Annotated in this window: 19 protein-coding genes and 3 pseudogenes; 10 read left to right on the forward strand and 12 right to left on the reverse strand. The window is 60.5% G+C overall.

The genetic code is table 11. From position 1 onward, the window contains the following. The first annotated feature begins 209 nt into the window (after nucleotides 1-209). From CIT31_RS30180 to CIT31_RS30190, 4 genes and pseudogenes are all read left to right on the forward strand, one after another. Complete coding sequence (locus CIT31_RS30180; protein WP_133116235.1) at nucleotides 210-617, forward strand: hypothetical protein; 408 nt, start codon at nucleotides 210-212, stop codon at nucleotides 615-617. 9 nt (nucleotides 618-626) lie between these two features. Continuing rightward, nucleotides 627-818, forward strand: a pseudogene (locus CIT31_RS35965) (hypothetical protein); the annotation flags it as partial. A gap of 60 nt (nucleotides 819-878) precedes the next feature. Then, nucleotides 879-1,386, forward strand: a pseudogene (locus CIT31_RS30185) (ATP-binding cassette domain-containing protein); the annotation flags it as partial. 17 nt (nucleotides 1,387-1,403) lie between these two features. Next, a pseudogene (locus CIT31_RS30190) lies at nucleotides 1,404-2,572 on the forward strand (transposase); the annotation flags it as partial. Between the two features lie 236 nt (nucleotides 2,573-2,808). On the opposite strand, the gene CIT31_RS30195 reads toward CIT31_RS30190, so the two are convergent. Next, on the reverse strand, nucleotides 2,809-3,108 hold the full coding sequence (locus tag CIT31_RS30195; protein ID WP_133116236.1) for an SOS response-associated peptidase family protein: 300 nt from the start codon (nucleotides 3,106-3,108) through the stop codon (nucleotides 2,809-2,811). Nucleotides 3,109-3,433: 325 nt separating this feature from the next. Between CIT31_RS30195 and CIT31_RS30200 the strand changes: the two genes are divergently transcribed. Then, the gene (locus CIT31_RS30200) at nucleotides 3,434-4,096 is read left to right on the forward strand and encodes a Crp/Fnr family transcriptional regulator (protein WP_245316528.1); all 663 of its coding nucleotides are present in this window, start codon (nucleotides 3,434-3,436) and stop codon (nucleotides 4,094-4,096) included. A 673-nt stretch (nucleotides 4,097-4,769) separates the two neighbouring features. Then, the gene (locus CIT31_RS30205; RefSeq protein ID WP_095521550.1) at nucleotides 4,770-5,558 is read left to right on the forward strand and encodes a response regulator transcription factor; all 789 of its coding nucleotides are present in this window, start codon (nucleotides 4,770-4,772) and stop codon (nucleotides 5,556-5,558) included. A 593-nt stretch (nucleotides 5,559-6,151) separates the two neighbouring features. Here the strand turns inward: CIT31_RS30205 and CIT31_RS35570 are convergent. Continuing rightward, nucleotides 6,152-6,949: a LuxR C-terminal-related transcriptional regulator gene (locus CIT31_RS35570; RefSeq protein WP_108722864.1), complete on the reverse strand. Its 798-nt coding sequence runs from the start codon at nucleotides 6,947-6,949 to the stop codon at nucleotides 6,152-6,154. Nucleotides 6,950-7,715: 766 nt separating this feature from the next. Between CIT31_RS35570 and CIT31_RS30220 the strand changes: the two genes are divergently transcribed. Further along, complete coding sequence (locus tag CIT31_RS30220; protein WP_133116237.1) at nucleotides 7,716-9,401, forward strand: polysaccharide biosynthesis/export family protein; 1,686 nt, start codon at nucleotides 7,716-7,718, stop codon at nucleotides 9,399-9,401. A 49-nt stretch (nucleotides 9,402-9,450) separates the two neighbouring features. Here CIT31_RS30220 and CIT31_RS30225 read toward each other — a convergent pair whose 3' ends face one another. The 10 genes from CIT31_RS30225 to CIT31_RS30275 all read right to left on the reverse strand — a co-directional run bounded on the left by CIT31_RS30225 (nucleotide 9,451) and on the right by CIT31_RS30275 (nucleotide 21,966). Further along, nucleotides 9,451-10,611, reverse strand: a complete 1,161-nt coding sequence (locus tag CIT31_RS30225) for an FAD-dependent oxidoreductase (RefSeq protein WP_165778604.1) — start codon at nucleotides 10,609-10,611, stop codon at nucleotides 9,451-9,453. Beyond that, nucleotides 10,604-10,984, reverse strand: coding sequence for an FAD-dependent monooxygenase (locus CIT31_RS30230; protein WP_095521554.1), 381 nt, complete (start codon nucleotides 10,982-10,984; stop codon nucleotides 10,604-10,606). The genes CIT31_RS30225 and CIT31_RS30230 overlap by 8 nt, the downstream gene beginning before the upstream one ends. A 93-nt stretch (nucleotides 10,985-11,077) precedes the next feature. Then, entirely contained in the window at nucleotides 11,078-12,340 is a 1,263-nt protein-coding gene (locus CIT31_RS30235; protein WP_095521555.1) for a GNAT family N-acetyltransferase, read from the reverse strand. Between the two features lie 13 nt (nucleotides 12,341-12,353). Then, a complete protein-coding gene (locus CIT31_RS30240) occupies nucleotides 12,354-13,691 on the reverse strand; it encodes a polysaccharide biosynthesis protein (RefSeq protein WP_133116238.1) in 1,338 nt (445 codons plus the stop codon). Continuing rightward, the gene (locus tag CIT31_RS30245; protein WP_095521557.1) at nucleotides 13,682-14,959 is read right to left on the reverse strand and encodes a glycosyltransferase family 4 protein; all 1,278 of its coding nucleotides are present in this window, start codon (nucleotides 14,957-14,959) and stop codon (nucleotides 13,682-13,684) included. Before CIT31_RS30245 ends, CIT31_RS30240 begins: the two co-directional genes overlap by 10 nt. Before the next feature lie 14 nt (nucleotides 14,960-14,973). Next, entirely contained in the window at nucleotides 14,974-15,732 is a 759-nt protein-coding gene (locus CIT31_RS30250; protein ID WP_133116239.1) for a hypothetical protein, read from the reverse strand. Further along, the gene (locus CIT31_RS30255; RefSeq protein WP_095521559.1) at nucleotides 15,719-17,710 is read right to left on the reverse strand and encodes a hypothetical protein; all 1,992 of its coding nucleotides are present in this window, start codon (nucleotides 17,708-17,710) and stop codon (nucleotides 15,719-15,721) included. The genes CIT31_RS30250 and CIT31_RS30255 overlap by 14 nt, the downstream gene beginning before the upstream one ends. After that, nucleotides 17,686-18,831 (reverse strand): glycosyltransferase family 4 protein, encoded by a 1,146-nt coding sequence (locus tag CIT31_RS30260; protein WP_095521560.1) that lies wholly within the window; start codon nucleotides 18,829-18,831, stop codon nucleotides 17,686-17,688. The genes CIT31_RS30255 and CIT31_RS30260 overlap by 25 nt, the downstream gene beginning before the upstream one ends. Next, nucleotides 18,819-19,637 carry a glycosyltransferase family 2 protein gene (locus CIT31_RS30265; protein ID WP_084831445.1) on the reverse strand — a complete coding sequence of 273 codons (819 nt, stop codon included), beginning with the start codon at nucleotides 19,635-19,637 and terminating at the stop codon, nucleotides 18,819-18,821. The genes CIT31_RS30260 and CIT31_RS30265 overlap by 13 nt, the downstream gene beginning before the upstream one ends. 745 nt (nucleotides 19,638-20,382) lie before the next feature. Further along, a complete protein-coding gene (locus CIT31_RS30275) occupies nucleotides 20,383-21,966 on the reverse strand; it encodes a glucosamine inositolphosphorylceramide transferase family protein (RefSeq protein WP_095521562.1) in 1,584 nt (527 codons plus the stop codon). Between the two features lie 495 nt (nucleotides 21,967-22,461). On the opposite strand from CIT31_RS30275, the gene CIT31_RS30280 reads away from it, so the two are divergent. The 3 genes from CIT31_RS30280 to CIT31_RS30285 are packed head-to-tail and all read left to right on the forward strand — an operon-like array spanning nucleotide 22,462 to nucleotide 24,712. Beyond that, nucleotides 22,462-23,601: a glycoside hydrolase 5 family protein gene (locus tag CIT31_RS30280; protein ID WP_342586967.1), complete on the forward strand. Its 1,140-nt coding sequence runs from the start codon at nucleotides 22,462-22,464 to the stop codon at nucleotides 23,599-23,601. Beyond that, the gene (locus CIT31_RS34505; protein ID WP_164759731.1) at nucleotides 23,598-23,756 is read left to right on the forward strand and encodes a hypothetical protein; all 159 of its coding nucleotides are present in this window, start codon (nucleotides 23,598-23,600) and stop codon (nucleotides 23,754-23,756) included. Before CIT31_RS30280 ends, CIT31_RS34505 begins: the two co-directional genes overlap by 4 nt. Beyond that, on the forward strand, nucleotides 23,753-24,712 hold the full coding sequence (locus CIT31_RS30285; protein ID WP_206073436.1) for a glycosyltransferase family 2 protein: 960 nt from the start codon (nucleotides 23,753-23,755) through the stop codon (nucleotides 24,710-24,712). The genes CIT31_RS34505 and CIT31_RS30285 overlap by 4 nt, the downstream gene beginning before the upstream one ends. Nucleotides 24,713-24,748 lie beyond the last annotated feature (36 nt).

The raw sequence follows: 24,748 nt of genomic DNA on the forward strand, positions 1-24,748 counted from the left end.
TCTGCCCTTCCCGCTGGCGATACCGTGCCCTAGTCGGACTAGGCCGCCGTCAACTGCAATGGGCGCTCAGGCGGCAGAGGCGTCAATGCTCCGGCCGGACGGGCTTGAATGATCTCTATGCCGCCTGCTTTCGGCGGGCCTCTCGCTGGCGTCTCAGTTCGTGGCGCTTGGCCGCCCAGGAGAAGTCATCACGTTCCGCTGAAAGGATCTTGGCGAAGGCGCAGTCTGCGATCCAGGAGTTCAGGCAGTCTTTCGCCCGCATTTTCTGTGATCGTAGCCGAAACATCGCTGATTTCATGGGTGTGATGCAACAGCCTGATTTCGCCGCTTTCGCAATCCTGCGATGTCCTGCGGCGAGAATTGCCGAAATTATGCAAAGCACGGTTTTTGCTGCCGCGCCGACCTTCGATCGGGCCAAGGCGAGGAGAGCGCGGCTCTATTGCTTCGCCGACGAAGCGTCCGCACAAGCGTTCCAAGACCACTTCCCAGGCTTGATATTCGATCCAAAGTGCGACCGGGAAAATGGCTTGGTCCGCGGCGTCTGGCTCCGCACGGGAGAGTACAAGAGAATTCTCGATCTCGGCCCGCTCAGCGTGCGGGAGATCCTGCGGAACTAGGGGCAAGCCATGTGCGGACGCTATACCAGGTATCTCCCGTGGTCGGAAATTCACCGCCTCTATCGACTAACGGCGCCAGCCGAAATCGGCCGCAACGACGCGCCGCGCTACAACATTGCGGCCACGGAAGAAAGTGCCGTTCGTCACGGCAGGCGAAAACGGAATCCACCGGCTTCGCCAAGGTTGGTGGCCCGTCCCTTTTGGGCCAAGGAGATGCCGAAAGCCGCCATGTTCAAAGCCCGAATCGAGAGCGTCGACACGCTCAATCCGCGTCAGACCGTCGAGGAAGTCATCTCCCGGCCGCTCGAGTTCTATCTCGGCCTCAAAGGGGCGGCGTGCGACCGCCGCGTTGGCGAACTCATGCACATGATCGAGATGGACGAAAGCTTCCTCGACCGTCTGCCGGGCGAACTTTCGGGCGGTCAGAAGCAGCGCATCTGCATTGCCCGGGCGCTAGCTGCTAATCCGGAGCTCATCATCTGCGACGAGGTGACCTCGGTCCTCGACCAGATCGTACAGGAAGAGATCCTGAAGCTCCTTATGCGGCTGCAACAAGAATTCGGAGTCAGCTACATTTTCATCACGCACGACATCGCGACGGTGCGGGCAATCGCCGACGAAATTGTCGTCATGCACCAAGGCAAAGTCGTCGAGCAGGGGCTCAAGACCGAAATCCTGACGCCGCCGCATTGCTCCGTATACCGAGCTGCTTCTCTCCTCGGTGCCGGAGGTGGATCCAGACTGGCTGACGAAGCTGCTGGAAACCCGGGAGCGCAAGCGGGTATGGGCATTCGGTCCGAGCGACGGCTCTGCGAGGAGGTCAACCTTAATCTCGCCTATCGATGGTTTTGCCGTTTGGGATTGGACGGCAAGGTTCCTGACCATTCTACCTTCTCGCGCAACCGCCATGGCCGGTTCCGGCAGAGCGACATCCTGCGACACCTCTTCGAGACAGTCGTGGAACGCTGCCTGAGCGAAGGCCTGGTAGGTGGCGAAGGGTTTGCGGTGGACGCCAGCCTGATCGCAGCCGATGCCAACAAACAGCGCTCCATTCCGGGGCGACGAGTGGCGCGCCGCCGATCTTGGCGCTGGGGCCGGTCGAGCGGTGCGAGAGTATCTCGCAACCCTGGATGACGCCGCTTTCGGGGCGGCCAGTGAGGTCACACCGAAGTTCATCTCACCCTCCGATCCGGCGGCACAGTGGACCGGAGCGCACAAGGGTCATGCCTTCTTTGCTTACGCCACCAATTATCTGATCGATACCGACCATGGCGTCATCCTGGACGTCGAAGCCACCCGCGCGATCCGGCAGGCCGAAGTGGGAGCGGCGCGCACCATGATTGACAGGACCGAGGACCGCTTCGCCCTCAAGCCAGAGTACCTGGCCGCCGACAGCGCCTACGGATCGGCAGCGAACCTCGCCTGGTTGGTCAAGGAACGGGAGATCGCGCCGCATATCCCGGTGTTCGATAAGTCCAACCGGACGGATGGCACTTTCTCGCGCGCCGACTTTATGTTCGATCCGGACGCGAACGAATACACCTGCCCGGGTGGCAAACGGCTGGTGCAGTTCCGGCGCAGCTACAAGACGCCGCGCACAGGCAGGCACGCGGCTTTACCGCGCCAGCCAGCACGACGGCAAAGTCTGCGAGTTGAAGTCGCAGTGCTGTCCGAATATGCCCTCTCGTAAGATCCCCCGAGATCTGAACGAGGATGCCCGCGATGTCGCCAGGGCAATTGCCGAGACGCCGGAATATGAGCGGTCCCGTCATCGACGGAAGAAGGTCGAGATGCTGTTCGCGCATCTCAAACGCATTTTGCGGCTTGGGCGTCTGCGACTGCGCGGTCCCTCAGGCGCGCGCGATGAGTTCCTCCTCGCCGCTACCGCCCAGAATCTCAGAAGATTGGCAAAGCTCCGACCACCGGCCGGGCCGATGATCGCTGCCTTGGCGTAAAGGAGGGACAGCCGCCGCCAAACGAAACACTGCAGGTAGTGAGATCCGAAAACTGCGGCAAATCTGGCCGGATTGATCCGACCAAGAGCCATGCTGCCGTCCCGGCAACGACTAAATCAACAATATCAGGCGCATAGCAGTCGTTCACGAAAGTTGGCAAGAACGACTGCAACGGGTTGAGGGCAGATATTGGTGGCGATCTACCTGAGTTTATTTCGCGAAGGCGGTTCGCTCATTTAGGAAACGGGCCGTATTCTGTCGATCGGCTGAATCAATTCCTCTCCGCCCTTATTCTTGCTTAAATTCACCTGCCGATCGACTCTGTTGAATTGCAGTTGGGCACCGAGATCGCGCCTGAGCAGGTCCTTGGCCGCTGAGGTCGGCGTCGCCGCATCCAGCCAGGCGTCATAGGCGGCGGGATCGAGAATTATCGGCTGCCGATCGTGGAGGTTGACCATCGAAGGCTGCCTTGTCCGTCGGGCAACCAGCACCAGAGATAGCCCCGCGCCGTCATATTCACCGTCACCGGCGATCAATCACCGGCATCGGTCCGCGCCACTGACGTTCACTCTGCGATCCGGGTGTTCTGCAACCGAATCGTCACGCCGCCAAGCGAGCAAAGAGCGAGTGTCCGACACAAGCCGGGAGACCCGCCTGATGCGTGCAACACCTTGATCTAAGCGCAATTTGCCTCATTCAAACAGACGAGGACAGTAGCCCGGCCTGATTCTACGTTAGGAGGTCGTCGTGTGAACTCGTCCTGGAGCAATTATTGCACGTTATGCGGAAACAGAAGCAAGCTCGTGACTCTTGATGCAGACACTGTTGGAGTTCATGCGGTCGCATCCCGTAGGGGGCACGTTGTCGAAGAACGGCTGGGGGAACAACGATTTTTTCGGTGCTACCGCAAAAATCTACAAACCCCATTCGGTTATTTCCCGCCAGGATGACCACAACGATGGGATATTTGTCGTAAAATCGGGGTGGGCCATCCTTTACCACGGACTGCCGGACGGAGAACGGCAGATCATCGACACCCCTCTCAGGGGAGACATTGTCGGTTTCCGTGGTGTGGACGGACCCCGTCTAGCGTCGCTGGCGTCCATAACCGAACTCGCTGTTTATGAAATTTCCAGTAAGGAACTGCTCAAGGCCATTTTGTCCCAAGGCCACCTCGGGAAGAAGATCGCCTGCTCCCTGGCCCGCTTGAACGCCATCCTTGCCGAACATCTTATGAATACCGGGCGGCGGAACGCGATGAGGCGCACCGCCCATTTCCTGCTCGAGTTGGAGGAGAGGCTCTCCATGGTTGGGCTGTCGGCCCATGGGAGATATGAGTGCCCTCTTACCCAATATGAACTGGCCGACATCCTCGGAATGACCGCCGTTCACGTCAACCGAACGTTAAGGGAACTCCGCAAGGCCGATCTCGTTTCTTTCAAGTCAGGCTATGTAGAGGTGATCAACCGCAAGAAGCTGGTCGAAACAGCCGGATTCGACAGCGAGTATCTCAGATATCGCTGAGCGGCAGCATATCGACCATCAGCAAATTCTCCGCTGAAGACACCGTCCGGCGTCGCGGACAGTTCCACAAGACATTTCCGGGGACACCTGGCGGGCTTGGCATGTCTCCACGACGGCAGCCGCATCCGGCCGAGGCGGTCGAAGGTTGGGCTCAGCGGAACTCAACCCATTCAAAATCGAGAGAAGCCAGATCATCACGCCCGACGGCGACACGGCCTACCGCGCGAGGTCGGCGTGCTGCCTACGGCAGATCCATCGGGTGTGCTCGAATTAAAGCGTTGCGCCACGGATATCACTTCTGCGCCCTGACTATGCCAACAGCACCTTCAGGAATTCTGGTCTACCTCTGCAATCGCGGCATGCACTAGCCGATCCACGTTCGGGTGTCGGCTGGGCTGAAGATGGCTAAGTGGTCCCATGCCTGCGTCTTAAGGCAGAATGCAGCGCCTTGGGGCCAGCCTGGCGTCGGTTTCCTTGAAAATTACGAAAAAAACAACCTATGTTAGAGACTGCTTATAAATAAACCGTACACTCACCCAAGCTGGTCTCGCTGAGGAGTCGGACAACTGAAAACGGCTCAAATGGGGTAATCGAGCCTCAAGCTTTCACAAGGCCTGGTTATCAAACCTGCAATGCTAGTGAATGAAGAAACTACATCGCAAGGTGGTTTGGTATGGGAAAGAGTGGGTATTCCACGGCACGGCTGCATAACTACACTTCGGCCAATCGGTCAGGGGTTCCGTCCAGCGGAAGCGTTCACGGACAGAGGGAATACCTCCTCATCCTGGACGGAAGGGCCCTAGACCGCGAATGTCTCGCATCGGCTCTCGTGGACCACGAACTCGGCATGGGGGTCGCCGCCTTGAGTTCGATCGATGAATGGCGCGTAAAGAAGGGCTCGGCCCCTCCCCTGGCAGCCATACTCTTCAACCTTGGCGGACGGAAGGTCACCGATCATGGCATCGCAGACGAGATCAGGCACATTTCCTCCGAGTTCAAATCAATTCCTGTGGTCATCCTGGCCGACACCGAAGACCTTGTACAGATACTGACCGCTCTCGAATGCGGTGCACGCGGCTACATTCCGACCTCGGTCGGAATCGATGTCTGCGTCGAGGCTATAAACCTTGCGGCAGCGGGAGGCATCTTCGTCCCGGCGAGCAGTGTCCTTTCCATGCGGCACCTGATGGATTCGGGCAGCCGCGACAGACAGCCTTTGACAGGCATTTTCACACTCAGGCAGGCCGAGGTTGCCCAAGCGCTCCGGCGCGGCAAGGCGAACAAGATTATCGCCTACGAACTGAACCTGCGCGAAAGCACCGTGAAGGTCCACATCCGAAATATCATGAAGAAGCTGAAGGCGACCAACCGCACGGAGGTCGCCTACAAGGTCAACGATCTCCTCGCCGAGGGAACTCTGGCGGAAGAGTGGACCAGGCATAACACTGCCCGCCTTGGGTGAATTCCGCGGGCTGTGTTCGAGGTCTTCGGCACGATCGGCAGTATTGCCTAGCTGCCTGTGCGGGTTAATTGCTACCGCGGAATCGGCCGCTCAATCTGCGATCTAAGCAGGCTCGGGGAAGGTGTGTCTGCCTACCCATCCTATGGCCTCCTCGATCGTATCGAAATTCTTGTGCTCCCGCTCAGCAGCCCGAACCCCGTCTCGAGGAACCATTTGCCTTTTTCGTGGAGTAGGCTTCCTCGTCGATCTGGGTGAGGACCGCCACCAGTTGGTCACGTTTCCTATTCGGGATCTCGTATTCGAGCATCAGGTGATCGCGAAAGACGTTCTGGGTCGGTTGGTTGACCTCCCGTTGGTCCTCGGGATCAACCCGTGATCTGCATCCGTCGGCCACTGCTTATCGATCGGCTATGGGTGGGGAAGTAGCTGTCTTCGAAATCAGCGGGTTCGAATGTGGACGAGTTTAATCGGAAGGGCCTCGGCCGAAGCCCGTGCCGCTTATCCAACGCTACCGCTAGGCTTTGGCAAGTGACCGCACAAGCCCGAATGACGATATGTCAGGACGGGAAAGCGGGTCTATCGGATGATGATTATTAGTGGTACCCCTTTTGTGCTTCAAGTAGATCTTGCGGATGGTGAGACTGCTGAGTTGCCATCTTTTCGTTCCCCGACGAGCCATTGCCAGAGGGGGGCGTAAGCATACCATGGTTCATCGCCCAAACTGCAGCCTGTGTCCGGTTGCGGACCCGAATCTTTCGAAGGATGGCCTTGACGTGTACCTTCACTGTAGCTTCGGCGATGTTAATCTCGCGCGCGATGGCTTTGTTAGATTCCCCTTCGATCAAGCGCCATAAAATACATCTTTCCCGATTTGACAAAATTACTAGTTCTCGATCCCCATTCTCCACTTTAACAGCCACGTGTGTTAACTCGTCAGTTACCGTGTCATGTTTCAGACCATGCCTTACATCTTGAAGAAACGCCGAAGTTTCTGCAGGTAACACCATCTGCCCTAGCATAACCAATTCGAGAGCTTTGACGAAAGTGTCGTAAGCAGCAGCTTTTGTCAAATACCCGTCAGCCCCCGCACGAAGAGCTGAAACTATATCGGTCGTTCGACAGTAATCGGCTAGCGCAACGACATGGCAGGTCGGGTAAATCGCTTTAAAGTCTGCAATTTGTGCGAATTCAGCATCCGCATCAATACCGCCGACATCTATGATGAGCAAGATGGGTCGGTGCTGGGGTAGCGGCTTCTGCAGAAGATCGTGAACACAAGCCGCAGAGAAAAGAATACGAAAATTTGCTGCATCCAGGATTCGACTAAGGCCTTCTCGGAGTAACTCGCTCGGCCCGACAAGCACTGTGATAAAAGATTGCCTTGTCATCATGGCCTTCTCGCTCTGCGCGATTAAGATACACGCATCGATTAGGGCGCTCCACGCACCACCGCACAGTTTCTTTTTTTACCTTACGCTTGGAAGGCCCTACCCCAAAATACCCTCTTAAGGCGTAGGGCAGCATCGTCGAGGCCTATCCGGATTCTCAAGCCTACGGCCTTTTGGGGAAGGCACGAGCCCGGCTTTCAGCCGCTCCGGAATGATCGTGTTTGCAACTAGGAGCCGTAAATGGTGATCGGCTCGTTCTTCCATGACCTGGATGATGAAGTTGGAAACGGCCCAGCCATCCTGCGAATGCATGTCGGGGCCGCAGGCGGTTCGAGACGCTGCGTCGGTAAACCAAGAGTTCCTCTTCGTTGCGTTCGATCGCTTTTGTCCCGTTTTGCCATCAAAGAAGTTCTCCTGCAGCGCAGCAACCTGGCTAATTGGACGAGCCCTCCCAAGACCGCGCTTTATCCGGAAGGAGTGCCCACAAAGGGATAGTTGTGCCGCTGGCGGCGAAGGCTCACGATAAGGCAGAGCCTTGCCCGTCGAACCTCGACCAGTTCGGGACGGGGCGGGATGGCCGCCCTTGAAATGAAAGCCATATGCCATGGCCATGGATACAGAATACAATTCCGAGCCCATCCCATTCCCGTCACAGGCGGCCCCCCGCAGGGGAATAAAGGCCGTCCTGCTTGTCTTCGGGCTGTGCGGGGTCGCCGCCCTGGGAGGGGCCGCGATCAGAAACGGGGGGGCCATGGAAGCTTCCAGAGCCGTGGCACAAAAGGTCGAGGATGCTTCCGGCGCCGTGGTGCAGAAGGTCGAGCATGTCTCCGGAGCCGTGGTGGAGAAGGTCGAGGATGTCTCCGGCGCCGTGATGCAAAAGGTCGGGGATGCTTCCGGCGCCGTGGTGCAGAAGGTCGAGGATGCCTCCGGAGCAGTGGTGCAAAAAGTCGAAGATGTCTCCGAAGCCGTAGTGCAGAAGGTGTCTGCTGCTATCTATGGCTGGAGCTGGCAAGAACATCCGGTCCAAGCCACGGCCGAACCCTCCCGCGCGATCGTGTCGAGACCGGATGCGTCGACTATGGCGTCGGTCGAACGGAGCGCCGTCCCTGCCCTCCCCACCAGTGCCGAGCGCCCCAAAACCCTCGCCAAGGCGCCAGACGTGCCAACCGGAGCCCTCTTCGGCGTCGGCGATCGCCTCAAGGCCGTGTTCTACGAGCGCGTCGACGTCGAGGAAGACAAGTGGGGGGGCGCGTCCTCGGCCTTGCACGGCATCCTCCAGCGTCCGGAACTGAGCGGCGAATATATTGTCCAAGAGGACGGCACGATTTCAGTGCCCTTGCTTGGCTCCATTCCGGTCGCCAACCGGTCGACGCAACAGGTACAGGCCGACTTGGCGGAAACCTTCAATCAACTGCTGGGCCGCAAAGGACTAGTCAACATCCTGCCGCTGGAGCGCCCGCCCATTTACGTGCTGGGCCCGGTCAAGAATCCAGGCTCGTTCAAGTACGCGGCCGGCATGACGATCCTGCACGCGATCGCGCTGGCCGGCGGACTCGACCGGGCCGAGAGCGAGCCGTGGCAGAAGATCGAAGCCGTGCGTGAGACCCAGAAGCGGACCGGGGCGATCGATACCATGTTGAAGTTGCTCGCGCGCGCGGCGGTGCTGAAGGCCGAGCGCGACGGCACGGCGCCCAAGATCCCGCGCCAGTTGCTGGAGCTGGCCGGCGCGACCGAAGCTGCCAACCTCGTGAACGAGCAGAGCGACCGGCGCAAGGCCGTCGCCACGGCCCGCAAGGATCGCGAGCGCGCGACCATGCGTGCGCTGGAGGCGGCCAAGCAGGATGTTGCCGCTTATGCGCGCATGGAGTCGTTCGACGAACTCATCAAGCTGCGCCAGGAGCGCGTCAACAGCATGCGCACGCTCGTGGACCGCAAAGTTCTCAGCATGACGGTGATGGATCAGATCCAGAGTGAGTTGTCCGACGCGCAACAGCGTCGGCAGGACGCCCGCAACCAATACGCGAGCGCCAAGCAGCGCCTCGCTTGGCTAGAGTCTGAGGTGTTGCGGACCCGGGCCGACCTCAGGAACGATCTGGAGGTCGAGATCGAGACCACGGAGAGCCAGATCGCGGCCAATGTGCGCGAGTTGAACGCCAGCGAAGGCGTCCTGTACATGTTGCCGGTGACCCGCGCGCAGTTTGCGAAGGACGCAAACAGCGCAACTTATCAAATCGTGCGGCAATCGGCAGCCGGGCCGGTCAGCATCGAGTCCGATGGGATGACCCTGTTGCAGCCAGGCGACCTCGTCAACATCAGCGTGGGCGCTAGCGAGCCAAGAGAGCCGGCCGGTTCGCCGGTCCCGACCTTGCCGCTGACCGGCGAGAGCTTGCCGGCCGCGCGCAGACCTAGCGATGGTCTTGGAACGTCGCTTCTCGAGAATGGCATTCAACAGTAGCGCTGCTATCCCCGGGAGACCCGGCATGAAGACCAGCTCAGCCTGCTCCTCAACGAACTGCGCTTGCCGCCATCAAGCGAAGTTGTGGGATCGAGATCCCCATCATATCGAGACCAATCCAGCCCATCCGACGAATACGCCATAAAAGCGTTGTATCGGACGCCAGTGATCGGTTGTAAAATGCTTCACCAAGCGACCATTCATCACAGGCAACTTTGACGGGATCACTGTAGTATGTCTGAATTTTCTCGATCCCCATTCCGGGCGTGGCTAACCATGTCGGAATATGATGGCATAACCGATCAACGTCGGTTAGCACTTTATTGAGACCGGTACCCGCCGCCGGATCGCTGGTAGCAAAACTGTCACCAGCCAATACCAGACCAGGTTGCTGTTCATGATTCTGCGCGGCGTAAAGATCAACGGGTCGAATCTGAATATCGCTTGACACGACAGCATCACCAAGGAGACGCTTCAATCGGGGCATTACCGAATACAATGCAGATAACGGCGATGTGCGCACTTCCTGACACCACGGATGGCGCATATCACCATGGTAGACGAACACATTGGCGCGCATTCTTGAACCAATCGGAAACAGGCTCACATAACCCATAGGCCCTGGCTTTTCCGCAGAATACGTTAAAGCTTGAAATTTGAAACCAGCTTTAGAGGTGAGATCAAAACCAACACTGATCGAGTGGCATTTGCTGATCTCGGATCGCGTGATCGCACCCCGGACGACATTGTTTAAGCCGGTCGCCACCACAATCAATCGGGTCGACCATGTGTCACCATTTGACAGGGTAATTTGCTGCCGGTCGGAACTCGTCGTTATTTTGGTCACTTTAGCGCAGATGAATTGGACACTATCAGGAATCTGGCGGCGAATAACATTTACCAAATCCTCATAAGCCACCCCATATTCGCAGGGCTCGCCGTGTTTCCCTTGCTTTTTACCAATGACATAACCGCGACGGGCCACCCATATCTCAGTCATCGGTGTCGCAGCCGCCAATACGGCATCCACCAGCCCGGTTTTTTTGAGCAAGTCGACTTGATCGCCATCGAGTTTTTCGCAGCGAAACTCCACCGGATAGACTTGATGGATATCAACAAGGATGGTCGAAATCCCCATCCGGCCAAGCATCGCAGCGGCTAACGAGCCGGCGGTACCACCCCCGAGGACCGCTACATCAATATTATTCAATTCCCGCTCCTTCGCCCACCACTTCATTGACAACACGATCATGACAGCGAACCAAACGGTATCGAAGAAAATTCAAGACCCCGTCTTTTGCTGCAAAACCAAACCATGGGCGCTTGTTCATCACGCGACCAAACCGCGCAATCCACAGTTCGGTGAACAGCGTTGACGCGGCAACAATCCCCTCCATCATCCGGCCAGTCTCGCGAAGCAACCTGAACTGCTTCTCCTCAATCTTCTCGCAGCGAAAATCCTCCGGATAGGGATGATGCGCGTCGATCAGGGCGACCGAGAATCCAGCTCGCCCGAGCGTCGCGGCGGCGATGGAGCCCCCCAGGCCGCCGCCGACAGTCCCAATATCTACGCCATACATCATAGTCTCCCGCAAAGTAATCGCATTATACTATACTTTTTAGAGAAGCTCGATGATTGTACCCCGCTCCAAGATCAAAAACTCGTGAACGGTCGGTCAGATAAACATGCGACGCAAGGATCGTCTTGTCTTACGAAGAACCTGCCGCAGCGGCGGCTTTAACAACGTCGTTTGATTATACCATCTATCCACATAATGAATCGCCATTCGCGCCGCAATTACAATACGACCGCGCAACGTTCTGCTATCAAAATGGAAAAACAAGGGCAAGTTGATATCCGACCATGCAAGCTTATATGGTTCGTCGCCGATCGTAAAATCGAATTTCTGCATCTTCTGGCCAATGGCATATTGCAACATTTCCTGAATATGCTGACGCCCGGGACTGTATTTGGCGAACTCGTCCTCATAACTCGACATCACCAGTGAATAACTGGAGTTGAACCGGAGACCGAGACCCGTCGCCACCGGAACCCCAGCCACATCCAGCCGCGTGACATGGATAACCCCGCACAAGCGAGGATTGGCGACAATCGCCAAGTAAAATTCGCGAAAACCCGGACGTGCGAACATATCATGAACACCCATTCGGGCATAGCTGCTCCGTTTTTGTTCGATCAGCTTTGCAATGGTCCACTCGATCTCGGCCTGCTCTTGCACGTCTACAAAGCGAATCGCCCCGCCACCTTGCTTGGCGAGGTTTTTGGCCTTGCGCCGGTGGGTATGCAGCGTCGAATTCGAAAACTTTGACGCATAAAACCGATCCCAGTTCGCTTCCGGGAGGGTTGCGACATGTCCCCCGCAATTAGCCAGCAAGACTGGAAAGTCGAGAAAGGGATTAGGTTGAGAGCCGACAACACTGGGCATATTGTAAAATTCAACAGCGTCGAAACGAAGTTGAGGATAGTCTTGAATCGTCCGAATTATGTCTTTCCACAGGCGGCCGAATTGCCCAGGTTTCACGTGATCGCTAAAATTTGTCGCCAGGATGGGCGAATTATAATCGCACAATTCCGATCCAAACCAGACCAGCCGGCGGATCAGACCATGGCGTTCGATCGCCAATGGCAGAATAAAAACCGCCACGCCGGTATCGTCGAGACCCAGCACGATCACCGGAATCAGTTTCTCTTTGGAGCCGATGTGGCGATACCATTCCATCTGCCAATCAAACAATTGGAATACAGTACAATCCGCATGCTGCTCTAATGTTCTCCACTGAGCTTCCACCGCTTCCATATCGGTGAAAATTTGCAGAGCAATATTCGCCGTCGTCATTGGGTGTTCCAATGTAACAAAGGTTTTAGCCGGTCCTGCTGCTAGAGAATGTTCTGCTTGAAATCCCAAACCCAGCGCCATGATCGATGTCTCCTCAAGTCTGGAGCGGCGACTCGGTCGGTCGCTCGTGCTGCGCGGGGCCGGCGGCAGAATCCAGTTTCACCGCGAAGGCCAAAATCAGGGCGGCACATGCACCCTCGATGCTGACGGCGAGCGTCCAGCCTAGGACCAGGCCTTGAAGTCCACCAAGCTTCGCCCCCGCGACCACGAAGCACAGCTCCAGCAATCCGCCAAGCGCGAACCAGCGAGATGCCTTGCGCATCCTGTCGCCCAACCGCGCCAGCGTACAGGCATGAAATTTGAGCGTTGATCCCAACAGGCTGAAGCCGAGGAAGCGCAGGCTCGAACCGGCGATCTCAGGATACGCTGGATTGAAGACCGCAAGGATCTGCTGCGAATAGGTGAAGATTATGACGGCGCAGACCAGCGAGAAGAGCAATGACGCCGTCACCGATACAAGGACATCGTGTCTGGATTGTTTCGGGCATGCCCTGATCACGGGGAACAGGACCGTGGCCATGGCTGCGGGAATCAATGACGCCATAGAGACCAGCATCCACAACGCCACGAAGGCGGCATTTGTGGTGGGCGACAGGAGAACCAGCACAAGGTAGGGCATGATGACGCTCGGGGCCTGCAAGGCCACATCGAGCGCGTAATGGTCGACCACCTTGCGTCGGAGAATATGGAGCAGCTGAAAATCGGGGGCCCCAACAAGACGACGCGCGCCGCCCCGGGTCAAGAGATCGACGCCGACAAAGGACGCCAGCAGGCCGGCCACCCAGGTCAGAAGAAGCGCGGCACTGGACGTGTGGCCGGCGGCCGCAGCGCAGGCGATCAGCAGCAGCTTGAATGTGGAGAACAGCACTTGCCGGATCATCCTGCCGGTGCTGCGCAGGTTGCCGACGAAGGCCTGGTCGACCATCATGGCGAGAACCGTCAGGCCGCAGCCGAGGACGAATGCAACTCGTTGGAGCCAGCCGCCGATCGACTCGGTCGAGCTGTTGAGGTACGCATCTCCGAAGACAAACACCACGGCCAGGCCGACCCCCAGCACCACCCCGATGGACGCTGCAGCGCCCACGAGGCCGCGGTCCCTGCCTGGATGCCGTACGATTTCACCCATCAGCAGGGTCCCGAGCCCGCCCTCCCCCAGCAGGCCGACGAACGCCATTACGGACAGGAGGGCGGCGGCCTTGCCGATCACTTCCGGCGGAAACAGCCGCGCCGCGAGCCACCAATAGACAAACCCGAGACCGGCCGCTGCAATCGTTCCGATCGCCAGAGCGCTGGAATTCAGCACGAGCGCGGCGCTCTTTCGAAGCTCTCGTCGGGCGCGAATAATGGCCGTCCTGACGAGGTCTACCGGCAAGATGGCTCTCCCGAACCTTGCTGCGCCGGCACCGCTGCCCTGCTGGCGGCTGGCCGCAGGACGTCCCGGTAGACCTGCTCGATCCGGGTCACGACCGCTCCGGCCTTGAGGCGGCCGACCCTGGCGAGGCTTGTCGCCTCCAGGCGGGCGAGCAAGGCGCGGTTCTCCAGAAGTGTCTGCATTGCGTGGGAAAGGGCGTGCGCATCACCCGGCGGCACGAGAAGCCCAGTTTCGCCATGATCGACTAGATCCGGCATGCCGCCGACGCCGGTTGCAACGACCGCCTTGCCGGACGCCATCGCTTCCATGATGACCGTCGCGCAGGCTTCGGGCCCGACCGACGGCAGTACGCCGTACAGTGAGCGCCGCCAAGCATGCATGATGGCGGAATGCGGCCATGTGCTGAAGACGCGGACGTTCGGCGGAAACTCTGTTGGCGTATCGGCGACTCGGCGCCCGATCAGGACCAGTTGCGGCGCCCGCTCCAGGCCGGCATAGGCTTGCAGGAGAACGTCAATGCCCTTGAGGCGCATCATGTCACCGACGAACAGGATGAATTCATCCCGGGGTAGCTCCCGCAGGCAGGGATTTTCCGGGCCAAGCACCCCGACATCGTCGGGCACGAAGTTGGGGATGACCTCGTAGGGGGCGCTGCCTTCGGTCAGTCCGGTGTGACGCGCCACCGCGTGGCTCACCGCGATGAAGCGGTCCACCGCGCGCCGAGCGGCGAAGCTCGACGCCCAGTTGCCCAAGGTGGTCGCGGCTGCCTTCACCGCCCCGTAATGCCTTGTAGCGCAGGGCAGGCACTTGGCCGGCGCTGGGCCACTGCAGAGATGGGTGCCCAAGTGCATGAAGTTCTTCTTGGCGCAGACAAGACCGTAATCGTGGAGCGTAACCACGAGGCGTGCCCCACTCAGACCTTTGAGCGGCAGGAAGGACGCGTAGATCCAGTTGTGGGCGTGGACGATGTCCGGCTCCTCCCGGGCGACCAGCCGCTTCAGGGCAAGCACCAGTTCGGGATCCGGAAAGGGCGGTGCATGGCGGCGCTCGGGATCGCTGTGGAGGCCCGACAGACGCTGGAGCGTGCCGCGCAGGCGATGCACGCGGACCGCGCCGTCCAGCTCGGTTTCGGGCGATCCGGGATGCATCAAGGTCCCGACGCTGACATGATGGCCCCGCTGCGCCAGCGCCGCGCCGAGATTGCGGACATGCCGCTCCTCTCCCCCGATCACCGGAGGATAGAACTGCGATAGCAGCAGGATGCGCATAGTCCAACCTCGTTTCAGATGCGCGGCACCAGCGTCGAAACGCTGCGGTAGAGTCGGTTGTCTTCCGGCCGATAGAGCCGGGCATCCGCCTTCTGCGGGGTGGCCAAAACGGGCACCGGGATCTCCCGCGCCCAGCTCTCGCCCGGTGCGATGGTGAGCGATCGGAAGATGGCGAACGGTTGCCCGTCGAGGGTGATTTCCAGGTCCAACAGCTGAGGTTGAGTCTCGGCGCTCCTGATGCCGACGGTGATCCGGCCTGACTCGCCACTGGCCGACGGCAACAACCAGAACGCGGTGTATTTGAATTCCCGGTAGGCCGCTTCGTCCCGGACGGCCAGCGCATAGGCTCCGGTCGCCACAAGCAGCGCTAGCATGAACGCGGCCCCCTGCCAGAGCCGGACCCGCGCCGGAGCCGGCCAGGCTGGCAGATCGGGAGTGTCGCGGCGGCAGGCGGCCACCGGTGCCGCGGCTGCCGTCACGCCCCAGAACCACAGCGCCCAGCCGAGCGGCGTAAGCGAGCCCGCGGCGTTCAGGGCAAAGCCCCCGGCGATGCCGGCGGCGAGGCTTGCGCCGACCGCGTAGACGAAGTGTTGCAACGCGGAGCCGGTCCTCACGCCAATGGCCCGCAGCACCGTGTGGCCCGAGACGAGGAACACCATGGGCGCGCCCAGGGCAGTACGGATGAGCAAACTGTCGCTGACCGCAACAGCCGCCACCGCGGCCCCCGCCCACAGGCACGCGGCCAGAAGGTCCAGCTTCCTACAAATTCTCATGCAATCCCCTCACGTCATAGATGACGATCCAGCCGTTGTCGTAGATGCGGGTGATGCCCTTGATGTCATTGAACTTGAGCAGCTCTGCGCCCGAGAGCGGCGTTCCCCGCCGTTGCCACGGCTCGAAGTAGAAGCCGAGCACCGGCGGGGCAGTGGACAGGCGCAGGTCCACCAGCAGGAAATCGATATCGCTTCTCACCAAGGCCCAAAACTCGTCAGGCCCCAAGGTCTCGTTCTCGAACACCCGCGAGGGAGCCACGCCTTCGACGATCTTTACTCTCACGTCCTGCCGCCCGTAGCTTGCGAGCAGCAGGCGATTTATGCGGTCGGATGTGAAGCGGTTGCCGGCCCCGAGCCATGCTTTGGTCCACAGCGCCGTTTCGATCCCCATGGATTCGATCGATTGCTGGTCGGCCGCCACCCTGTAGCGTCCACGTAACGGTTCGAGCGCAGCGCTCGTGACGCCGCCCAGGACGATGACCGCCAGAGCAACGGCCGGTGCGATGCGGCGCCACCCGCGTCGCGTGCGGCCCTCCCAAAAGTGGACGACGCTCACCCCGACGACCAGCCCGACGCCGATGAACACGAACGTTCCCATGCGGTTGCCGATTTCCCATCCGCCGATGGTCAGCCGGAAAGCCACCGAGATCGGGAAGCCGAAGGCCAGCAGGCTGAGAAAAACGAGGCGGCTGTCGCGCCAGCGCCTCCCGAGAACATCCTGAAGCGGACGCCAACCCGTCCGCGCGTCGCTCGGCGCCGCCATGGCCAGCGACCGAAAGAATCCTGTCGCCAGCCCAAGTGCCAACAGCAGGATTGCGAGCAGCGTGGTCAGCCGCATGGCGAGGGGCTGCGGTGGCGCGCCGAGCTGGTCCGAGTTTGGGGCGCCCGTGATCTTTCCGAGCAATGTCTTGAAGCCAGTTTCGACGATGGGTCCGAGATAACCTGCGAGATGGTTGCCCCGCGCCTCCATCCACAGGATTGGCAGGGCGATTGCCAGCGTCCCCGTGAAGCCCACTGCGATCCTCGCTTCGCTCCGCATGGAGGCGTCCCGGCGCAAAGCCTCGAGGATTGCCACCGCTCCGAGGTAGATGGCGGCGTAGAAAGCCGCGAGGTGATGCGTGACCGAAAGGCTCATCAACAGCAGGGCGATCAGCCCAAGCGCCTTCAGCCGCTCTCGCCCAACGAGATCCTTGGATGCTGCCTCGACGGCGAAGATCAGCACGCACAGCACGATGCCGAGACTCTCGTATGAGAACATCGACTCGAACAGGACGAAGGTTGAGCAGCCCATATAGGCCAGACAGCCGATGGCCGCGATTCGCGGCGATCCGGTGATGCTTTCGAAGAACAGAAACAGGGCACCGATGAACGTGCCCTTGAGGACGGCCAACAATAGCGTCCCCGCCACAAACAACGGCAATCCCGTCAGATTGACGATCGCCGTCGAAACGATTTCCAGGGCGGGATACGTTGGCCCGATCGGGAGAAGCGGGTTCGACAGAAATAGCCGCCGTGCCGTCATAAGATCGTCGGCTGCGATCCAGTGCAAGAACTCGTCGTGGCCGATGAAGCTCGTCGGGGAATAGACTACCTTGCAGTAGAAAAGGGCTTCGGCAAGCAGGAACAGGAGGAAGACGCGCTCGCCCCTGGCTGTTGTCGGCCAAGCTATGCGAAGGCTGGTCGGAGCGACCAGGAGAACGATACCGGGCCAGAAGAGCAGCGGCGCCACCTCATAGCCCCGGCGCCCGGCGGCGTGCCCGGCCACGACCAGGAGCAGAGCCGTAGCGACCGTCAGGCACAAAACCGCGATCCATCCGGAGTTGGCCCGTTGCGGCGGCGTATCGGCGCTGCCCCCGCGAAGGTCGGGACCGATAACGGCCGAGACGAACCTTATCCCGGCCTGGAGCGGGTTGATCCTGGTTCCCGGGGTGAAATGAGCCGGCATCATCAGCATCATGCCCTCGTCGCAGGAGGCCACGATGTCACGCCGCCGGAGGGCAAGCGGACCGTGGATCGGCTGCTCAGGACCTCACAGTAGACGTCGTTCAGCGCTTGAGCGCAGGCATCCCAGTCCGGCAGCGCCAAATCCGGGACCTCCCGATGGGCCCTCAGCTCCTCGGCCATGGCGGCGGCCAGCTCTTTCGGACCGGCGTCGGGCGGAATCGCCCTGCATAGGCCATTGGCGGCCAGCTCCCGCAGCCCGGACGTGTCGCTGACAAGGACCGGACGGCGCAGCGACAGGGCTTCCATGACGGCAACCGGATGGGCTTCGTAGTCGCTGAACAGCACGAACAGTGCGGCGCTCGCCAGAAGGTCTGCCATTTTCTGCCGCTCGGATCCGGGGATAGCTTCGATAGTGACCCGCTTCTCGAGGCCGAGCGTCGCGACGAGGCGCCGCAACTCTCCCTCGTACGGACCTGTTCCGACGATGTGCAGTCGCACGTCCGGTACCCTGTGGATCAGTTCGGGCAAGGCCCCAATCACCCGGTGATGGCCCTTATAGCGCTCCAGCCTGCCGCCCGAGACGATTAGGTGTGGATCGACCTTGATGCCGGGGCTCCCGGCTGGCATCGCGGCGCCGTTCGGGATAACGACAAACCGTTCCCGCGGCACGCCCATCCTCTCGCTGAAGAAGTCGGCTTCGAATTCGGAGACGCCTATCATCCGTGCGGCCCGGGCCACCAGCGGCCGAAGCAGCGCGTGCTGTGTGCCGCGCACGGCGTTGCGCAGCCGGGAGGAATGCCCGCCGCTGTGGAAGGTCAGGATGAACGGCAGGTCCCCTCGGACGGCCGCGAGCAGCCCGATCGGCGCCACGAAGGTGTTGTAACCTTGGAAATGGATCAGATCCCAAGCCCCGCGTCGGATCGCGGTATAAATGCCGGGCGCAACATAGAGGTCCAGCTCCCTCGGCCAGGCCGGCACGCGCCGCACGCGCATGCCGCGCATCTCCTCCTCAACCTGCAACTCCCCCGAGGGATCGGTGGTGAGCACGTCGACCGAGTGGCCACGCGCCACCAAGCGGGCACCGACTTCCTGGATGTGAGTTTCGATGCCGCCTATGAGAGGATAGCAGCGGGCGGCAACCATCAGGATTCGCATCGGGTTTGTCCACCGCCATCACAGGCCGTCGCGCTCCGCCTGTGCTGTGGGTGCACCCTCTCGCGCAGGATGGTTTTGAGGACGCGCCAGCCGTCCGGGAGGGCGCGCAGATGGCTCACACCGCTGATGCGCGGAGCCTCGAAACTTGCCACCTCGACGATATTGAGGTGGTTCTTCAAGGCTCGCACGTTGATGAGGGTCTCGATCTCGAACCCGTCGCAATCGCAGTTTAGCGTGGCGACGTGCTTGCTCCAGAAGGCTATGTATCCGTAGCATAGATCGGAGAACCAACCGCCATAGAGCAGCCGCACGAACAGGGTCAGCCCCCTGTTGCCCAACATCCGGAACAGCGACATGTCACCGGTGCCGGCGCCCTGGATAAAGCGTGAACCCTTAACGAGATCCGCGCCGGCCATCAGCGCACTGACAAAAACGATCGCCTCCTCCGGGACCATGGAGCCATCGGCGTCCAGCATGACGATGATGTCGCCTGTGGCGGCCAGGAATCCCGCTTGCAGTGCAGCGCCCTTGCCCCGACGGGGCTCCATGACAACCTTCACGTCCTCGCGCAGGCGACGCGCGACCGCGACCGTATCGTCAGTCGAATGACCATCCACAATAATGATCTCATGCGCCCAGTTGGGGATGCGCGGCAGAAGCCAAGGGAGGTTCTCGGCTTCATTGAGCGTCGGGACGACGAAGCTGACTCGGGGCAGAGTCAGCGATCGCCGCAGCGCGAAATTAATCAGGTCAGGCGGCGATGTGGCACCGACGGGGGCGAGAATGCTGGAGAGCCCGGCGTTCATGGCAGCGCTTCGAGGTCGTAGCATGGGACCCATCCGGCGGGCATATTGTGCTTCCATGACCCCATGAGCTCCCCGAAAATCCGGTGCTCCACATCGCGCGCGCGCAAATGCGCCGCCAGCGACAATCCGCAGCGACCAGCTCCAATGACCGCCACATCCACGGATGTGCTTGATCCAACCATATGCGGACTCCCGGCCATATAATGAAAGGAGATGAAATGAAAGAAGATCGGTACTATTGTTCCCCCATAATCTTAGGTTGTTATACGACGATTACTGATTCAGGTCTGAAATGGAAGGACGATAGAGTGTTAGGAAGAGACAATAGATGATTAGCCCTTTTGGGGTATCCCTTCAGGTTATTTCCAGTCCATACCACCTGCGCGGATAGCACGGCAGCGCCACCCGATCATCTTCAGCAGCTGTGCTGGCAGCGTTGCCAAACCCGATTAGACCTCTGGGCCACCTTCAACGCCAGCGAGGACATCCATCGACCCGCGGCCGGCACTAGCTCACAAGCGACAATTTCTACTGAGCGAGCCGTGCGGAAGGCAGCGAAGGTCGTCGGCGCGAAGAAATGAACGTCCATCGCAACGCTGACATTGCCACTGGCCAGAAGCTGCGATGTGGAGGTGGGGCTCGCTCCTTCACTCGGCCGTGATATCCCAGCTTATTCTGTGCCCGAGAAAGGTCGGGCGCGCCACGGCCCTTCGCAGGCGGGGTATCTTGCGCTCGACCACCTGGGCTACGGGTGGGCTGACCCGGACGAGACCGGCCAAGAGAGGGACTGCCCACGCGGTCCCGAGACCCCACGCGGTCCCGAAACCGGCGCGTCAGGTACCAGCAAACGATAGGCGGTCGTGACCTCTCGCAAACCCCGGATATGCCCGAACAGGTCGATCACCTCCAAGCCAGACCGGCGGTTGTAGGTGTGACACCCCAACGCTCCGGACCAAATGCGACCGACCGGGGTCTGGGCAAACTCCGACGCCCCCAGCGCATCGATCTGGCAGAACGTCACCGCGCCGCCATAAACGCGCGCGCAGTCTTGGACCGGGCGTAGCGTGCGTCCGCCGTGTCGGATAACGGCGCCTGCGGGGCGGCTGAGCCTGGCATCGATCAGGACGGGGTTGGCGGTATGGGGCGTCCAAGATCCGGTCAGGCTCTCGGCTCGGTAGAGGCTGAGGACATCCCAGGACGTGGACCTCCACAGCCTTGGGCTGACGAAAAACCAAAAGCCGCCCGCATGCCAGAGCGGCGTGGTATCGTAGCCCTCAATGCCTTCCATGAGGCAGGCCTCCCGCGTCCACCGGTAAGGGAATTCCACTGCCCGGTAGAGGCTGACATTTCTGGCCGCCCCCGATTCGGGGATCATCCAGATCTGCCCATCCTGCTCGAACACGAACGGGTACGAGAGGTGATGCGGTTCCTCCACGACGATCCGGGATGCGCCGGCTGTCCCGTCCCGGTTCACCGTCACGACCGCAATGCACCCCCGGTTCTTCGAGTAGAGGTACTGTTCGACAAAAATGAAATCCTGCCCCTGGTGCCGGAACGGGAATGGGTCGGCAAGGTAGCTGTCGGCATTTCCGGTGAGCACCCGGAATGCTGCTTCGCCTTTGTCGAGCAGGCCCGCCGATTCATCGAAGCGCCAGCCAATCCCCCACATCCTGCCGCCCCTCGCCAGGACGTCCAAAAGCCCGATCGCCTTCGATGCAACCGTGCCGGTCGCTCTTACAAGCGCCGAAAGCGCGCCAAACGAAGGCACTGCCATCCGTGGACCGGGGATATCGGACGCAGCTGAACCGGTTTCCTCGCACAGGGCTTTGAGGATCAGCGGCACAGCACAGGAAAGGGCGCTGTCGAGCCTCGCTGCCAACACTTCACGGTCTCTACTGGCCGGACGCGCCGTCCACGGCTGCAACGGCCGCGCCGTGTCATGCAGGTCGACGAGTAGATCCTGACGATTCAACCAGGCTGCCACGATTCCGATCTCGCCGGGTGCGCCGTTGAAAACCGGGGTGAGCACGCGCCGCGCCGCCGGCAGCGATTCCGCCCCGCTCAGATCGATCACCACATCCACTTGGTCGGCCTGAGGCGGCGGCAGGCACCGCAGCGCCGCCTCGACGGGGTCGATGGCGCCGTTCCCACGAAAGCCATAGACCAGTCGTTCGAGTTCGAGCAGCAGACGGCAGATTAACGGCAGCGGGCGGCTACCGGCCGCCAAAGCGCAGGAGACTTCGTTGCCGGGCACCTCAGCGAGCGCTTCTGCCAGCCAGAGGTGCCACCGCAGTAGCCGGGACGGATCGAGACTCAGGCAAATGCGCATTGTTGTTCTCACGGCGATTTCAAATGGCGCCAGCTCACAGCTTTGACGAGAACCACCTCAGGCGATCCGCCTACACTGGACTGCGCCGCGGGCCGGCGAGCCAAAGGCGGCAGATAGAAAGCCGCAACGCGAGGATGGTTCCCACCTACTGTGGTTGCGGGGACACGCCATGTGGGGGAGCCGAACACTTGATTGAGAGATGCCTGACAGCACGGTCCATACTCGAGCGGCTGGAAGCGGCCAAGCACCACTATGCCCGAACGACGCCGGGCTGTGCGAGGTCAGAGGAGGTAATCCTTCGGGGTTCTTGTGCTGTGCCTCCGGCAAGGGTCATGTGGAGGGATGATTATCGAATGGCAACGGGCGAAATACGGACTGCGCAGGGCGTGGTTGTGTGCGCTTGTGTTCGCGTTCGTATCCGTTCCGGCAATCGCGAGCGCCGCGGATGATCCGTCGGCAACGTCCTTCATCGAGACTTCCGGAACGAACTTCACCTTGGACGGCAGGCCGTTCTTCGTGACCGGCGTAAACAACCACTATCTGACCTACGGGTCGCCGGATGAGGTCACCCGAGTTCTCGACGACGCGGTGGCGATGGGCGCCAATGTGGTCCGCACCTTCCTCCAGCCGGTGATCGGGTCGCTCGACGGAAGCAAGCCTACGATCTGGGATTGGCGGCTTGAAGGCGAAGCCAGCAATCTCGCGGTCAAGGGCACGTACCTGCTCTACTGGGACCCGAGCCAAAACAGGATGGCGATCAATGACGGCGCCAACGGCATGCAGAAGGTTGATTTCCTCATCGCCGAGGCCGGCAAGCGACGCCTGAGGCTGATCATCGCCGTCCTGGATTTCTGGGCCTTCACAGGCGGCGCCCAGCAGATGCGGGCCTGGTATGGGAGCCGGGACGCCCCAGGCGTGCAGAGCCAGTACAACACCGACCTCAGCAAAGAGAAGTCGGAGTTTTTCTTCCAGGATCCGCGCACGAAGCGCGACTACAGGACCTGGGTCAGCCACGTCGTGCAGCGAGTCAACCCGCTCACCGGGCGCGCCTACCGGGATGATCCGACCATCATGGCCTGGGAGCTGATGAACGAAGGCAATGCGCAGCCTGAGGCTTTGCGGTTGGCCTGGACTGGCGAAATGTCGGCTTACGTCAAGTCTCTCGATTCCAATCACCTTGTCAGCTCAGGGCATGCCAACATTCTCGACCCGAAGCTAGCCGATTTGACGATCCCGACTCTCGATTTCGGGACCTGGCACGGCTACCCGCTCTATAACAAGCTGACGGTCCAGCAATTCAACGAGATGATCCCCGAGTTCTGCCAGCTAGCCGCCCGCGCCAAGAAGCCGGTGCTTCTGGAGGAGTTCGGCTATGCCCGCTCCAATCAGAACGTGGCCGCAGCCTACGCCATGTGGCTCGACACGCTGACGCGTGATCGCAACTGCGCCGGCTGGATGGTGTGGCGGCTGGTATCCCGGCAGGACAGCGGACGTTATCCCGTCGACGAACACGACCAGTTCGATATCCGCAACGACGGAAGTGCGATTTGGAACATTCTCAAAGCCGCGACGGCCCGGGCGGCGCAGGCCCGCGAGACCCGCCGGGCCTCAGAAATCATCCGGGAAGTCCCATGACCGAAGTCTCCGTCGTGATCTGCGCGCGCACGCTCGACCGCTGGGACGAGTTGAAGCGTGCGGTCGGGTCCGCCAGCACCCAAACGCGCGCCCCGCGCGATATCGTCGTAACAGCCGCAATTCAACAGGCCCGCGAAAGGAACCAGCAGCCATGATCGATGCGTCGGTTGTCATCTGCGCCTACACACTCGATCGCTGGGACGATTTGAACGCCGCTATCGCGTCGGTGCGCAACCAGACCAGCCCTGCCCGCGAGATCATTCTCGTCGTCGACAACAATAAGGCTCTCTTGAAGCGAGCCCGGCGCGAGATCGAGGGTATCGTCGTCACACCTAACAATAACGTGCGTGGACTGTGCGGCGGTCGCGTCACGGGTGCCGGATTGGCAACCGCACCGGTCGTGGCATTTCTCGACGACGATGCGATCGCCGATGAGCGCTGGCTAGAAGAGTTGCTGGTGCCCTACGCCGATCCGCGCGTGCTTGGCGTCGGCGGACGCATTGAGCCTCTATGGCGCAAACCTCGGCCCTGGTGGTTCCCGCCTGAGTTCAACTGGATCATCGGCTGCACCTATCGCGGAATGCGGGTACGAAATGGTGGCGAAGTGCGTAATGTGATAGGCGCGAACATGTCAGTGCGCGCCGAAGTGCTGCATGGCTGCGGCGGGTTTGCCGGTCAAATGGGACGCATCGGCGGCGGTAGGGGCTCAGCCAATACATGCGACGACACCGAGTTTTGTATCCGCGCCACAAAAAAAATTGGAGGCGTATGGATATACAGACCCGAGGCCAGCGTTCGCCATGTGGTTACAGCGGAACGCACGACCTGGAAGTATTTCCTCCATCGGTGCCGCATGGAGGGGACCTCCAAAGCGGCACTCGTAGGCTTAGCGGGGACTAAGGACGGGCTGGATTCCGAGCGGCTTTACGTCCTTACTCTGGGGCGCTCCATCCTCGAATACGCAGCGACTGGCAAGATCGGTCAGGCGCTCGCCATCTTTGTCGGATTGGCGACTACTTCAATTGCTTACACGCAGGCACGGGCACGGGCCGCCATCTCGCAGGGTCCAAAGATAGCCACGGAACAAAAGGGCGTTACGTCCAGGACGTGACTCTCGCCGCTGGCACAATGCAGCGTCAGCCTATTC

The sequence above is a fragment of the Mesorhizobium wenxiniae genome (genome assembly GCF_002284535.1).
Classification (GTDB): Bacteria; Pseudomonadota; Alphaproteobacteria; order Rhizobiales; family Rhizobiaceae; genus Mesorhizobium; species Mesorhizobium wenxiniae.